This window comes from Lawsonibacter faecis, from assembly GCF_014287675.1.
GTDB classification, from domain to species: Bacteria; Bacillota; Clostridia; order Oscillospirales; family Oscillospiraceae; genus Pseudoflavonifractor; species Pseudoflavonifractor faecis.
The window spans coordinates 1-13293 of sequence record NZ_JACOPQ010000023.1; the positions used below are offsets into that span (position 1 = coordinate 1).

The 13293-nt window shown below is 62.5% G+C and carries 16 protein-coding genes; 5 read left to right on the forward strand and 11 right to left on the reverse strand.

What is annotated here, in order from left to right; all coding sequences use genetic code 11:
- Positions 1-35: 35 nt before the first annotated feature.
- Positions 36-389, reverse strand: coding sequence for a GIY-YIG nuclease family protein (locus H8S62_RS17420; protein WP_155149081.1), 354 nt, complete (start codon positions 387-389; stop codon positions 36-38).
- The gene (locus H8S62_RS17425; protein ID WP_186920407.1) at positions 382-870 is read right to left on the reverse strand and encodes a DUF6530 family protein; all 489 of its coding nucleotides are present in this window, start codon (positions 868-870) and stop codon (positions 382-384) included. Before H8S62_RS17425 ends, H8S62_RS17420 begins: the two co-directional genes overlap by 8 nt.
- Positions 871-991: 121 nt before the next feature.
- On the opposite strand from H8S62_RS17425, the gene spoVAC reads away from it, so the two are divergent.
- Positions 992-1432 carry a stage V sporulation protein AC gene (gene spoVAC / locus H8S62_RS17430; RefSeq protein ID WP_155149077.1) on the forward strand — a complete coding sequence of 147 codons (441 nt, stop codon included), beginning with the start codon at positions 992-994 and terminating at the stop codon, positions 1430-1432.
- A gap of 1100 nt (positions 1433-2532) precedes the next feature.
- Here the strand turns inward: spoVAC and H8S62_RS17435 are convergent.
- From H8S62_RS17435 to H8S62_RS17455, 5 genes are all read right to left on the reverse strand, one after another.
- Positions 2533-3480: a M56 family metallopeptidase gene (locus H8S62_RS17435; protein WP_186920408.1), complete on the reverse strand. Its 948-nt coding sequence runs from the start codon at positions 3478-3480 to the stop codon at positions 2533-2535.
- A gap of 85 nt (positions 3481-3565) precedes the next feature.
- Complete coding sequence (locus H8S62_RS17440; RefSeq protein WP_186920409.1) at positions 3566-5635, reverse strand: hypothetical protein; 2070 nt, start codon at positions 5633-5635, stop codon at positions 3566-3568.
- Between the two features lie 127 nt (positions 5636-5762).
- A complete protein-coding gene (locus tag H8S62_RS17445) occupies positions 5763-6203 on the reverse strand; it encodes a hypothetical protein (RefSeq protein ID WP_186920410.1) in 441 nt (146 codons plus the stop codon).
- 144 nt (positions 6204-6347) lie between these two features.
- A complete protein-coding gene (locus H8S62_RS17450) occupies positions 6348-7361 on the reverse strand; it encodes a hypothetical protein (protein ID WP_186920411.1) in 1014 nt (337 codons plus the stop codon).
- Positions 7362-7418: 57 nt separating this feature from the next.
- Positions 7419-7802: a BlaI/MecI/CopY family transcriptional regulator gene (locus tag H8S62_RS17455; RefSeq protein ID WP_155149070.1), complete on the reverse strand. Its 384-nt coding sequence runs from the start codon at positions 7800-7802 to the stop codon at positions 7419-7421.
- A 182-nt stretch (positions 7803-7984) separates the two neighbouring features.
- On the opposite strand from H8S62_RS17455, the gene H8S62_RS17460 reads away from it, so the two are divergent.
- Both H8S62_RS17460 and H8S62_RS17465 read left to right on the forward strand, forming a co-directional pair.
- A complete protein-coding gene (locus H8S62_RS17460) occupies positions 7985-8179 on the forward strand; it encodes a hypothetical protein (protein WP_186920412.1) in 195 nt (64 codons plus the stop codon).
- A 76-nt stretch (positions 8180-8255) separates the two neighbouring features.
- A complete protein-coding gene (locus H8S62_RS17465; RefSeq protein WP_186920413.1) occupies positions 8256-8630 on the forward strand; it encodes a DUF6483 family protein in 375 nt (124 codons plus the stop codon).
- 104 nt (positions 8631-8734) lie between these two features.
- Here H8S62_RS17465 and H8S62_RS17470 read toward each other — a convergent pair whose 3' ends face one another.
- Both H8S62_RS17470 and H8S62_RS17475 read right to left on the reverse strand, forming a co-directional pair.
- Entirely contained in the window at positions 8735-9397 is a 663-nt protein-coding gene (locus H8S62_RS17470) for an HD domain-containing protein (RefSeq protein WP_186920414.1), read from the reverse strand.
- Between the two features lie 226 nt (positions 9398-9623).
- On the reverse strand, positions 9624-9899 hold the full coding sequence (locus H8S62_RS17475; protein WP_155149061.1) for a chitinase: 276 nt from the start codon (positions 9897-9899) through the stop codon (positions 9624-9626).
- Between the two features lie 243 nt (positions 9900-10142).
- Between H8S62_RS17475 and H8S62_RS17480 the strand changes: the two genes are divergently transcribed.
- Together H8S62_RS17480 and H8S62_RS17485 are read left to right on the forward strand one after the other, a co-directional pair.
- Positions 10143-10811 (forward strand): sigma factor, encoded by a 669-nt coding sequence (locus tag H8S62_RS17480; RefSeq protein ID WP_186920415.1) that lies wholly within the window; start codon positions 10143-10145, stop codon positions 10809-10811.
- Between the two features lie 14 nt (positions 10812-10825).
- Positions 10826-11593 (forward strand): anti-sigma-I factor RsgI family protein, encoded by a 768-nt coding sequence (locus H8S62_RS17485; RefSeq protein WP_186920416.1) that lies wholly within the window; start codon positions 10826-10828, stop codon positions 11591-11593.
- Positions 11594-11666: 73 nt separating this feature from the next.
- Here H8S62_RS17485 and metA read toward each other — a convergent pair whose 3' ends face one another.
- Both metA and H8S62_RS17835 read right to left on the reverse strand, forming a co-directional pair.
- Entirely contained in the window at positions 11667-12581 is a 915-nt protein-coding gene (gene metA / locus H8S62_RS17490) for a homoserine O-acetyltransferase MetA (protein ID WP_186920417.1), read from the reverse strand.
- 441 nt (positions 12582-13022) lie between these two features.
- The coding region (locus H8S62_RS17835) for a hypothetical protein (RefSeq protein ID WP_207723601.1) at positions 13023-13293 on the reverse strand (271 nt) is incomplete at its 5' end.

Consider the following 13293-nt stretch of genomic DNA (forward strand, 5'->3'; position numbering starts at 1 on the left):
GCGGGGCCGCGGCAATGCCGCGGCCCCGCTCCTTCTTAATAAAATTCCGCACCTTCGGCGGCGAGGCGCTCCCGCCAGAGGGCGGTGAGCGCGTCCAGGTCGTCCCGAAACTGCCTGTCGGTCTGGTCGGGCTTCTTCTCCAGCTCCTCCAGCACCTCAAAGGTGAAGGATGCGCCGCCGTGGGCCCTCCAGTCGGGCAGAAGGGCGGCGAACATGCAGGCGTCGGCGGAGACGGAGAACTGGAAGCGGTTGCGCTGGCCCTTGGGGTCGGGGGCGGAGATCAGAAATACCCGCCCGGTGACGGCACTGCGGAGGGCGCAGACGCCGCCCACCACCGTCCGCTCTTTATAGGCGGCCAGCAGATCCTTTTGGTGCTGCGTCTTACCCATGATACCCCAGCTCCCCCAGAATCCGGGCAAGGACCGCCATACGCTCGCCCAGCAGTTCACTGTCCCGGGCCAGAGCGTCCTGAAAGAGGCGGATATCCTCCTGAATGTGCTCGTTCTCCGTACAGACCGTGACCGTCATGGCATCTCCCTGGAGGCCCACCCGGCCGAACTGAGGGTGGTCGGGATCGTAAAAATCGGGGTACTTATAGGCATCCTCCCGGAGGTAGCGCTGGGCCTCGCAGGTGAGGATGGCCAGATCCAGCACCCGGTGGAGGGGCAGCTCCTCCGACTGGCGGGACCACTTCTCCCCGGTGTACCGCCATACCTTGGCGGAGATGTCCACCTTGCCCCGGTCGTTCCACTGGGCGAGTCCCAGGGAGAGGCCCTTGGCGTCGGTTTCGTAGGCGGCGCGGCCGTCGATCTGCTCATAATCTTCGGCTACGATGACGGGCTTGTGCTTGAGTGTGGTTGGTATCTTCACAGGAGACACCTCCTTTTAATGTTAGTAAATTACTAATTTAGTATTTTACAAATTGAATAGTAGCATGGATATTCCGAACTGTCAAGGAAATACTAGCTGCAGAAAAAAGGAGGCCAATTCGATGGATATGACCAATCAGGAGTACGGCGCATACGTCAACTCCAAATCCAAGCCGTCCCCGCTCTGGAAAAATTTATGCTGGGCGTTCGTGGTGGGCGGTCTCATCTGCACGGCGGGGCAGGGACTGCTGAATCTCTTCCGCTACATGGGACTCAATGAGACCGCGTCCGGGGCCGCCGTGTCTGTGACACTGATCTTTCTGGCCGCCCTCTTCACGGGCCTGGGCCTCTTCGACAAACTGGCCAAGCGGGCTGGGGCGGGCACCCTGGTGCCTATCACCGGTTTCGCCAACGCCATGGTGTCCCCCGCGCTGGAGTTCAAGAGCGAGGGCCTCGTGATGGGTGTGGCGGCCAAGATGTTTACCATCGCCGGGCCGGTGCTGGTTTTCGGCATCAGCGCGTCCATCCTCTATGGAATTGTGCGGGTGCTGCTGTTCAAGTGAGACGTTGGGCGGGGAACACGTTCCCCGCCCAATGATTATAAGTGGGGCTAAAAATGATTTTTCCCACAAAAGGTATTGACAAACAAAGAGCGGTGTTGTACAATATAGCCAGAAAGAAAGGAGTGAGTCCAATGGGCTGAAAGGCTCAGGAAACTTTCTGACAAGGGAATTCCCGGGTAAGCTAATTGAGAAATACTCAGGCGATGGCAATTCTTTGGCAAGGGTAACCGACCAAGGCAGGACCGAATTCATGCGAGTCTAATCTGATAGCCTAGGCAAGCGCCAATGCAAGAGAATCCACCCGGCAAAGTCCTTGACCCCAGCGAGCGACAGATTCCAGGAAATTTAGGAAAACAGGTATCGGGCAAGTTCCAAACAGCACTCACATATGTGAGACAGCACACGGCAACCTCGAGCAAAATATTGCAAAAGACGGAACCGAATGTGCAATTGGTGTTTCAATGGCGACTGCGCAGAGATATCTCTTCCAGAATCCGGGATTCTTGATCGTATCACACTGTAGAAAGCAAGAGGTAAACCAATTTGGTAGAAATCCAGAATCAGAAGTAGCCCCCCGGTCACGTTCGGATGACCGGGGGGTTGTGCTGTATCTGGAGGCTTTTGCATTGTACAGACCGATGGGGGCTGCTTCTGATTCCGCGCCGAGTGGCGCGTGCCAAGCGTTTCGGCCCCCCACGCGGGCCGAAACCTTGATGCCGGGGCAATTTATTTGCCCCGTGCAGATAAAGAATAAAGGGTTCCCGCAAAGCCTTGAGGCTTTGCGGGATAATGGCCCCCCGGTCACGTTCGGATGACCGGGGGGTTGTGCTGTATCTGGAGGCTTTTGCATTGTACAGACCGATGGGGGCTGCTTCTGATTCCGCGCCGGGTGGCGCGTGCCAAGCGTTTCGGCCCCCCCACGCGGGCCGAAACCTTGATGCCGGGGCAATTTATTTGCCCCGTGCAGATATAAAATGGGGTCCCCACATGAGCACGGCGCCGGCGGGGCGTGCGGCTGAGGGGGCGGAGCAATTTGAAAACCACAGTCAGGGGGCGGCATTCCATGTGGAATGCCGCCCCCTGATTGTGGTTTTCTGCAATTAAGGCTTGAGATTCGCGGTTAGGCTGTTGGAGGGGGCCCTGCCGCGGCGGAGGGAGGAGAGAATAATCTGACCGTAGCGGCCGCGCTCCTCCCTGTCCAGCCGCGCCACCACCTGATCGTCGCAGCACAGCTCCATATCCCGCCAGCCCTGGCGGACCATCAGCCACACCAGAGGGTTGAACCAGTGGGCGGCGGCAGCCAGGAGCAGGAGGGCCTTATATGGAATATCACGGCGGCGGCAGTGGCATAGCTCATGCCGCAGAATGAAGGGCAGATCGGCGAGGTCGGCGGAGGCGTCTGGCAAAAGGATCGCGGGACGGACGAGTCCGGCCAGCATAGGACCGGCCACGCCGGGACAGACCATCAGCTTCACCTGGGCGCGGACGCCGAGGCTGTGCCGCTGTTCCTCCAGGACGGCGAGAAAACGCGGCTGCGTGACCTCCTCCGCCCAGCGGCGGACGTAGCGCCGAAAGCGCAGATCGCTCAGCAGATGCCACGAAATAATTCCGGCTGCCCCTGCCAGCCAGAGGGCGAAGAGTATCTGCTCCAGGGTGATCGTGCGGGCGGAGGCGGCGCCCTGGTGACCGGCGGACGGAGCTGTGGGAAGCTGACTCTTGCCGTCGTCGGCGCCGGGCTGGAGCGGCGCGGCGGGGTCTGCGGCCGGGGATTGGACGCTTACGCCGGGCTGGACGGGAGCGAAGCCGGACTGTGGGCTGGGGGCAGTGTAGACCACCGTGCCCGCCGGAGGGGCCGCCAGCCTGACCGGCGCCTGGGGCAGGGAGAAGTTAATGGGGATGAGCAGGCGCACCGCCACCGCCAACCAGGCCCAGTAGCGCCAGCGGAGCTTGTACCGCCTGGACAGCAGCGGCCCCAGCAGGAGGAGCAGGAGGATAACGGCGGACATGGTGAGGGTAATCTCCGCCAGGGCGGCGAGAAAATGGGTCATAGTGGGTGTCCTTTCTGTCTGGGGCGGGACTGATGATAGGGAGGGGAGAGCGGCGCCCCGGTGTGCCCTGCCGACAGGGGAAGGGTTAGACGGGATTGACGCTCATACTGCTCAGGGCGAGCCGGAGCTGGCGCTCGTACTCCTGATGGTAGGCGCTGCCGGGATACCACTCGGTGCTGGTAAGAGCGGCGTAGCACCAGCCGTTGGCGGCGGGGACGCCGTCCGCCTCGTTATCCGGGGACTGGCACATGGGCAGCCAGGAGAAGCCGGGTATGTTGGCGTCGTACCGCTGATTGAGGTCCGGCCCGGCCAATATCTCGAAGAGCCGCCCGCAGGCCAGGGGATCTGAGATGCCGCCATCATCCACGCCGCCTCGCTCGGCCACATACCGCTCATAGGCGGGCCGGTAGTAAATTCCCACACCCCGGCCAGTGTCCCGGAAGAGGATGGCGTTATACAGCTCTTCGGGGAGCTGGAGGGTGAAGTGGTAGGCGTCGTTGGTGTAAAAGCCGGAATAGGAGTCGTAGGCGTCGCTGCCGCCGGTGACGAAGTTGAGGTATTTGGCGTCCACGGTCATCCATTCGTCCACCAGTGCGGAGACGGCGTCTTTCGACCTGGCGCCGGCCTCATCCAGGTCGCCAAGGTAGTAGTACCCGCCGCCTGCGACGGGGATGAAAGCCATGTAGGGCGTGGAATCGGTCCAATCGGGGTCCTCAGGGAGCGAGACGGGACAGTGGTAGACCCCTACGCCGTACCAGTTGGGCAGGCCCAGGTCGGGGTAGCTGGCGGTCAGAGTGAGGGTGGGGTAGCTGAAGTTCACATGGCCGTACTCAAAACCCGTCTCCGGCGCCTGCCGCCAGACATGGCGCTGTACATCGCTCCAGAGACCGGTGTCCCACTCTGCTGCGACGTCGATGGTCTGGGGGAAGGCATATGTGCCGGGGATGGTGGCGAGGAACCAGTCGGGACCCTGCTGGAAAAAGACCTGACCGGTATTCTGATCCTTGAGGTAGCGGCCCAGGCAGGCGTCGGTACCGAAGCCCGTGGCGGAGTCTCCGCGGTAGAGGTCGAAAATCCAGAAGTCCCAGCCCTCGGTCTGCTGGGTACCCTGGTAGTCCAGAACAAAGGCTTCGCCCTCCACCAGACCGCCGTACTCGGGCAGGATGGTCTCCCGGAGCTGGAATTCAAAGGCGGCGGCCCCCTCGGGCAGGGCCGGGATAACGAAGCCGCCCTGGGGTTCGCCGCCGGAGGGCCCCCAGGTACACCAGAGGGGAAGCTCAGTCTTGTCCACCTCCTCCAGAGGGACCAGGAGGCGGAAGGGGCTGTAGCTTGCCTGTGGGTAGGCGAGGTTGGCGCAGCGGGTGAGGGCGCCGTCCGCCCAGAGATAGACGCACTGCCAGGGGTCCATATTGCCGGTGGGGTCGTCGGTCTGACCGTAGAGATAGAGCTCCGGCCGGCCGTCACCCCTGATGCGGAAGCCCGCCAGCTCCAGAGCTGTGAGCTGCAGCGTGGTACCGGGGTTCTCCGTCAAAAAGAGGTCCGCAGCCTGGGGCTCCAGCTCCGCCAGGGAAACCCCGGCCAGGGAGAGGGCCTCCTCGCCCGTCACCCGGACGGCCTTCTCCGCGTCGTAAACCCAGGTGTGGATAAAGCCGTCGCTGCCGGTGCCGCCGGGTACCTCCAGGAGAATAATGTTCAGATAACGCCCTGCGGTGCTGGGAAAGGCGAACACCTGGGAATTGACGTGCTCATAGGCGGTGGCGATGTCCGCCCGCCACGCAGTCACCAGGGCCTGTATCTCGGCGTTGATGGACTGGGCCGCGTCGCTTTCCGCATCCGCCAGTATGGGCACCTCGTAGATATTCTGAAGCGTGTCGTAGTACTGAAGCTCCATGGCGATGCGGGCCTGGCCCACGGTGTCGACTGGGAGGTGGCCGTCGGTCGGCGTGGGGGAGGGCGTTGGGGCCGGGGCGGGGGTCTGGGTGCAGGCGACAAGGCCTCCCGCCAGGACCGTTACCAGCAGGGCGGCGGCCACCAGAAGCGGGGCGCGGGCTTTCCCCGCGGAAAACAGGTTGCCCAGGCGGGCTTTCAGTGCGCGGCTGCCGCCCCGCAACTCGGTGGAGAAGGCGGTGTGGGGCGCGCGAGGTGGTTTTTTCATGGGGAATGCCTCCTTGAATAGGGGAAGAGTTTGATGTGCGTCGAATTGACCTGCCGGCGCACACGCCGGCGGGCAATGACAGGGGAAACGCCTGCGGCTGCCCGTCTGTGCCGCTGTTTATCCGGAACTACTGCCGGGAGTCGGAAATGGCGATTTCGTCTACCAGCGCGTCGTTATCATAGTCATAGAAGGTCAGGGACATCTGCCAGACACTGTCGTCAAAGTCCGAGGCGTCGGGTCCGGCGAACATGGTGAGGAAGAGTTGGTAGTGGGGCTTCTCATCCATGTTTGCGGAGTCGGTGTAGGGCGCGCCGTCAGGGTAGGCGGCCCGGACAGCCTCCATAGAGTCCCCCAGGCGGATGCCCCGCCAGGTGGCGAAGCCCTCAAAATCCCTGGCAGCGACGCTGCGCAGGGCCATGACGCCCCGGGAGGGATTATAACAGAAGGTGGCGCCGGTGCCGCCGTCCTTGCCGTACCACTCGGTGGCATAGTAAATTCCGTTTTCATCCGGGTCGGTGGCGGTGGTGGCGTAGGGGGTGCCGAAGAGGAAGGCCTCCGCCGTACCCATGGCGTGCCACGCCCCGTCGATGGAGAAGGAGAAGTCGGAGGCCTCCGCGCCCTGGGCGGACAGGCCGTAGTACTGGTAGAACGTCCAGCCGCCGTCGTTGACCAGGGTGAAGTACCAGCGGAATTCTCCGCCCTGGCGGATGCCCTAGGCATAGCCCTGGCGGATTTCTTCGTCCCACTTGGTGACGGTGAGGGTGGAGAGGTCAATGGTGTAGTCCCAGCCCAGCATCTCTGCGCTGTCCTCGCGGAAATAGAGGCCGTCCTCAAACTGCCGGATAACCGGGTCGCCCACATAGACATATTTCTGGAAGAGCCCGGCCGCCAGCGCTCTGGGGAAGATGACGGCCAGATCCTGCAAAATGCCGTCGTCCAGGCGAGTGAGGCCGGAGTCCTGATAGTCTGCAAATTTCAGCCAAGTGTGGCCGCTCTCGTCTGTGAAGGGCACCCCCTGGGAGGGGGCCTCGCCGGTAAGACAGGCCATGGCGGCGCCGGCCCGGTCGAGATACGCCCGGAAGAAGGCCCGCCGGCCGTCTTGTATCATGGCGGCGTCGCCCCGCTCCCCGCCGCGGGAGACCAGCAGCTCGCCCAGCACGCCGTACCAGCCGCCGTCGTGCCAAATGCCGTCGATTTCCACGTAGGAGCCCAGGGGCGCGCGCTCCCCGGCGCGATTTTCCAGGATCAGATAGGTCTGCCAGCCGTCGTGGTACCAGCCGTCCCCGTCCAGCCAGGCCCCGCCAGCAAAGTCGGCACGGGTCTTGGGGGTCTCCAGGCGGTAGTCCAGGGCGTAAATTTCCAACACCGCGCCGGTGAGGATGTCGTCGAAGGATCGGGAGTGGATCAGGGAGAGGGGTTCGCCGCCGGTGAAAAAGTCGGGCTCGCGCCGGACCTGGGCGTCGATTAAGTCCAGGGCGTAGTCCACGGCCTCGGCGGGGACGCTCTCAAAGACCGCGGACGGGGTCCCGCCCGGGGAGGGCGCGGACTGGTTGCAGGCCACCAGTCCGCCGGCCAGGACGGTGAGGACCAGCGCGGCGGCCACCAGGAGGGGGGCACGGGAGCTTGCGGCGGAAAACAGGTTGCCCAGCCGGGTCTTTACGGCCCTGGAGCCGCCCCGGAGCTCCGTGGAGAAGGCGGTGCGGGGGGCGCGGGGGGGTCTGCGCACAAAAAGCCCTCCTTTCTGTAATTAAAATGAGGTTGGACGGGTGAAATGTGACAGGAATCAGGGCTTATCTTCCCGACGCAGGTCGTCCAGATAGCGCTGGAGCTCGTCCAGATCCTCCGCCTCCACCTGACCGTCCCCGGTCAGAGAGGCCACGAAGCCCTTCAGCGAACTGCCGAAGAGCTGGTCCAGCACGGCCTTTCCCTCGAAGGACTGGTACTCCTCCCGGGTGACCAGCGGGGTATAGTAATTGCTTTTGCCCTGCCTGCGGCAGGAGACAAAGCCCTTCTGGGTCAGCCGGGCCAGATAGGTGTTGACTGTGTTGCTGGCCCAGCCGCGGGGGGCCAGGGCGTCCTCCAGCTGAGCGCGGGGGGTCTCGCCTCCGGCGGCCCAGAGGGCCTTGAGGACCTCCAGCTCAGTATCGGGCAGTCGGCGCAGTTTCATGGACGGCTCCTTTCTACTTCAAATGTAGTTGAAGTTTGATCCTATCTTAGCCCCTGGCCGGCGGAATGTCAATGACAAAGGGGTTACAAAGGGATACGCACCGGCAGGATTCCGGGCCGGACGGTTGTGCCCGGGGGAGAAGTGTGCTATGATAGCGCTGTTACGGAGAGAGGAGGTGCGGCATGGCGGAGGGAATCACGGTTTTGTTCGGGCAGTTCCTGCGGGTGATTGAGGCGCTGCTTCTGGCGGTGGTCTTCTGTTACCCGGCTGTGCAGCTTTTGCCGCCGCGGCTTTGTCCTGTGGGGACGGCCTGGTCCCGGGTGCGGGTCGGCCGGCCCTTCTCAGAGAGAAAGACGCTGACGCAGAAGCTGGAATAAGATGCTCCCGTCCCCGGCAGGGAGGGAGCGTCGAGATGGATACTCCTTCCCATCATTGAAAAGGAGTATCAAAGTGATGTTTATGAAGCAGGACTGGTTGATGCGGCAGATCGAGGTGCTGGCCGTGGCTGTCGCCCAATTGGTGTTCGGCAAGGGCGGCGTGGAGTATGATTTGAAGGAAGAGGACGGCCAGACACGGTCGGACGGCGTGGAGCGCGCTCTGGCGGAGCTGATCGAACAGGACAGGCTGGGGGAGGCGGAGGACCTGCTCTTCGCGGGGCTGGACGGCGTGGACCTCGCCGGGCTGGCTCGGGCGCTGGACTTCTATCAGACGGCTAACCGGCTCAGCGACGAGACGCTGGGGCGGCAGGGCTTTACCCGGCAGGAACTGCTGGAGGGGCTGCGGGAGGCCGTGGAACGGTACGGAATCGACATTCCCGGCTTGGTATAGCGGCAAAAGACAGCGGACAGGTATACCTGTCCGCTGTCTCAATTTAATATAATCATCCAGGGGTTCGGCCGCTTATGCAGTCATACGGGTCAAAATAGTATTTGTCATAGAAGGGTAAGTCCGTTGATATTCAGGGTAAACTTCAGGGAAAAAAACTCGGCGGCCTTGCGGCAGAGGAGCATCCGGTCCAGAAAAATCTCAAAATAGTCCATGACGGCGCAGACCTCGGTATTAATCGTGAGCGTGAGTGTGACGGTCCTGGCCGCGGCGTCAAGGGCCAGGTCCGACTTCTCCACAGCGTAGTTCACCCGGTCGTGGATATCAAAGTTAATGGTCTCACGGTTGCGGACCCGGCTGCGGCGCACATCCGTCTTGTCGGCCAGGAGCAGGGCGGCGGCCACGGCGTTGACGGGAAAGGCGGTCTTGTCGTCGTGGTAGCCGATGGCGGTGATGACCACCGCCACATCGGCGGGGTCCATGCCCAGCTTGTCCAGGATGCGGAAGGCCATCACCGCGCCGGACTGGGCGTGGTCGTTGCGGTTGATGACGTTGCCGATGTCGTGCATGAAGCCGGCGATTTTGGCGAGTTCGATCTCCCGCGCGTCATACCCGAGGTCCCGCAGGAGGGAGCTGGCGGTCTCGGCGCACTTGGTCACGTGGGCAAAGGAGTGCTCGGTAAAGCCCAGGGCGATGAGGGAGGCGTCCGCCTGGGTGATATAGGTCCTGATTTCGGGGTTGCTCTTGATGTCCTCGTAGGTAACTCTCATAGGCTGTATCCAGTCTCCTTCAAATATGATAATATGCGTCTCACCATACCTCTATCATAAAACATTTTACAATGGGTTGCAACCGCCCAGGCCATCGGACAAGGGGGAGCAGAAGCGGTTTCCGTTATGATTCCCCAAAGAGTGAAGTTTTGACCCCAGCCGCTGAAACTGTGCGGAATAAAGCACGCGGGGGCGGACAAAATGTCCGCCCCCGCGTGAACTCCGGTCAGCAGCGGCCTGCGTGACAGCCCCGGCCGGAGCCGTGACCCGCGCCGCAGTAAGAGCCGGTGCAGTAGCCGTCGGCGTGATGATAACCGCAGTAGGTCACGCCGTCGTGGGTGTGGCGGCCGGACTCGGTGCAGCCCTCCACGGTACAGACGGCATAGCCAGCCGCGCCGGCGCCGCTGTGGTGGCGGCCGCCGTGGGCGGAGGCCGGAATCGCCAGCAGGCCGATGAGCAGGGCGCAGGCCACGCCGCCGGTCAGGATTTTCTTTCGGTTCATGTAAAAGTCTCCCTTCGTATTGTCGTTAACAGGATACGGCCGCCGGGTGGAAAAACGTAGGGTGAGGGAAAAATAAATACACCGCGGGGTGGACCAGAGAGCTGCCCCCCGCCGAAGCACGCTTTTTCGCCGTACTGCGCCGGTTTCCTTAAAATCCGCCGGACATTTCGCCAATTATTCCGATACACCCTATGAAAACCGTGCAGGGTGTCGTATCCTTAAAAACAGAGAGAAGGTGAGGGCATGGAAGAACTGGAGAAACGGGTTCAGGCCGCCGGCCGGGACAGGCGGGCGATGGACGCACTCCTGCGTGACTACCTGCCCTTCCTGAAAAAGCAGGCGGCCCTGGGCGGACCCGGCCTGGATTACGACGACCGGCTGAGCCTCTCCATGCTGGCCTTCGCCGACGCGGCCCGGCGGTACGACGGGAGCCGTGGAGCGTTCCTGCCCTTTGCCGGGGTTTGCATCCGCAACCGCCTTCTGGACGAGAGCCGCCGGGAGCTGCGGCGCACGGAAAAAATTCTGCCCCTCAACATGGAACAGGCCGTCTCCGACCCCTGCGCCCAGGCGCTGGAACGGCAGGCCCTGGCGGAGGAAATAGGGGAGCTTGACAAGGCCCTCGCCCTGTGCGGCGTGACCTTCGGGGAGCTGCCGGGGGTCTGCCCCAGCCAGCAGAGGGCCCGGACGCTTTGCCTACAGCTGGCGGCCTGCGTGGCGGCGGACGGGGGGCTGCGGGGGGACTTTCGCCGGACGGGACGGCTGCCCCAGGGCGAGCTTGCCCGGCGGTTTCAGATCTCGGTCAAGACGGTGGAGAAGCACCGCAAGTATATTGCGGCCCTGGCGGTCCTCCTCATCGGGGACTTTCCGGGCATCCGGGCATTCCTGCCCAAGGGGGAGGCGGCGCAGACGTGAGGACGGGCGTGGTTTTGGAATTAAAGGACGGCCGGGCGGTGGTGCTGGACGGCTCCGGGGGCTTCCGGGAGGTGTCCGCCCGGACTGAGTGGCGCGCCGGGGACGTGGTATCTCTGCCGGGGGCGCGGACGCGGCCGGGGCGGTGGGCCGGACTGGCCGCCTGCCTGGTGCTGCTCCTGCTGGGCGGGGGCGGCTGGCTGTGGCTGTCCCCCGCGGCGCTGGTGAGCCTGGACGTGAACCCCTCGGTGGAGCTGACCCTGAACCGCTTCGACCGGGTGCTCTCCGCCCGGGCCATGAACGACGAAGGGCTCGGGCTGCTGGACGCGGGCGGGGTGAAGGGCATGACGGCGGACGCTGCGGTGTCCACGCTGCTGGGCAGCGGCTATCTGGAGCCCTACCTGGAGCGGGAGAACGCCGTGACCCTCACTGTACAGTCGGGGAACGCGGCCACAGAGACGCGGCTGCTGGTACTGGTGGACAACGCCGCCGGGGCGTCGGTGGACGCCGGCACCCGGGTGTCGTGCCATGGCGTGGACCGGTCCGTTGTGGAGGCCGCCCACGGCCACGGCGTGACGGCGGGGAAGTATCTGGCTCTGATGGAGCTTCAGGAGGCAGACCCGGAAATCGACATCAGCGAGTACGCCCATTGCGGCATCGGGGAGATAGAGGAGCAGACCGAGCGCTGCCATACGGCTGAAAGCGGGACCGGCGTGAGCGACGCTCCGGCGGACGGCGCCAGCGCTGGCTGCGGCCAGGGCGGCAGGCACGGCCACGGCCACTGATCCATGCGCCAGAAAGCGAATGAACCGAAAAATAGGGGCCGGGATACCCACGGGTATCCCGGCCCCTATTTTCTTAGATACTGGTCAGGTCGTAGGGCGTCGTCTGATAGACGTAGTAATTCAGCCAGTTGGTATAGAGAAGCTGCCCGGCGCTGCGCCAGCGGACCACCGGGGGCTTCTTTGGGTCGTCGCCGGGGAAGTAGTGGGCGGGGACGGCGATGTCCAGCCCCTTGTCCACATCCCGCCAGTACTCCCTGGCCAGGGTGTCCGGGTCGTACTCAGGATGGCCGAGGATGAAGAACTGGCGGCTGTCCTGGCTCTTCACGGCAAAGACCCCGGCCTCGTGGGACTCGGCGATGAGTTCCAGGTCGGCGACCTTTAAGATATCCGACTTCCAGACCTCGGTGTACCGGGAGTTGGGGGCGTAGAACACGTCGTCGAAACCCCGGAAGAGGGGGGAGCTGGGCTTGAGAACGGTATGCTCGTAGACGCCGAAGAGCTTCTGCGGCAGGGAGCGCTTCTCAATGCCGAAGTGGTAGTAGAGCCCGGCCTGGGCGCCCCAGCAGATATGGAGGGTAGAGTGGGTGTGGGTTTTGGACCACTCCATAATCTCGCAGAGCTCCGCCCAGTAGTCCACCTGGTCGAACTCCAGATTCTCCACCGGCGCGCCTGTGATGATCATGCCGTCATACTTCTTGTCCCGAATCCGGTCGAAGGTGGTGTAGAAGCTCTCCAGATGGTCGCTGTCCGTGTGCTGGGAGATATAACTGGAGGTGCGCAGCAGCTCCACCTGAATCTGAAGCGGGGTGTTGGACAGCTTGCGGAGGATCTGGGTCTCGGTGACGATCTTGGTGGGCATCAGATTGAGGATGAGAACATTCAGAGGACGGATGTCCTGATGCATAGCCCGGTATTCCGTCATGACGAAGATGTTCTCGCTCTCCAGCACCGCGCGGGCGGGGAGGGAATCGGGTACCTTAATAGGCATAAGGCGTACCTCCTGTGGGGATAGACTTGTCTCCTCTATTATAATGAACGCGGCGGTTTTCCGCAACAGGACATTTAGCGGACAGATGTCCCCGACGAGAAGAATTGCCTTGGAGGAGCTCTTGTAATCATCGGCGCGGCATGGTAGGATACCTCTTACAACATATTTAAAAGGGGAGAGGCCAGACGGGGATGTCCTCCGGGAGACAGAGAGGGTGGACATCTCTGGGGCGAAATGAGAGCTGCGCGGCGGACAACTGTCCGCCGCGCAGCTTTTCCTGCGGAATTCTCCACATTTCTGAAAAAAGATGTTGACATACATCGAATGGTCTGGTATATTAATCGAGCGCCTATCGGAGGACAGCCTGATTTCGATGAGGAAGCAAAGAAAATCTTTGCGGCTGAGAAAAAGTGCTTGACAATGAAGAGAAGACGTGGTAACCTATAAAAGTTCGCGGCAAGTGCGGCTCACGACTTTCGGCTGAAGCAGTCGAAAATAAAGTGAAAAAAGTGCTTGACAGGCAGAACAAGAAGTGATATCATATAAAAGTTCGCGGCGAGCGGGAACGGTTGCGGCGGATGAGCTGAATGAGAGCGCTGAATCATGGAAGCCGGCGGAAAAAGCCGGTGAGAGAAAATGAAAAAAGTGCTTGACAGCGAGAACGAGATATGATATACTAAAGCTCCTGCCGCTGAGAGCGGCGTGCACCTTG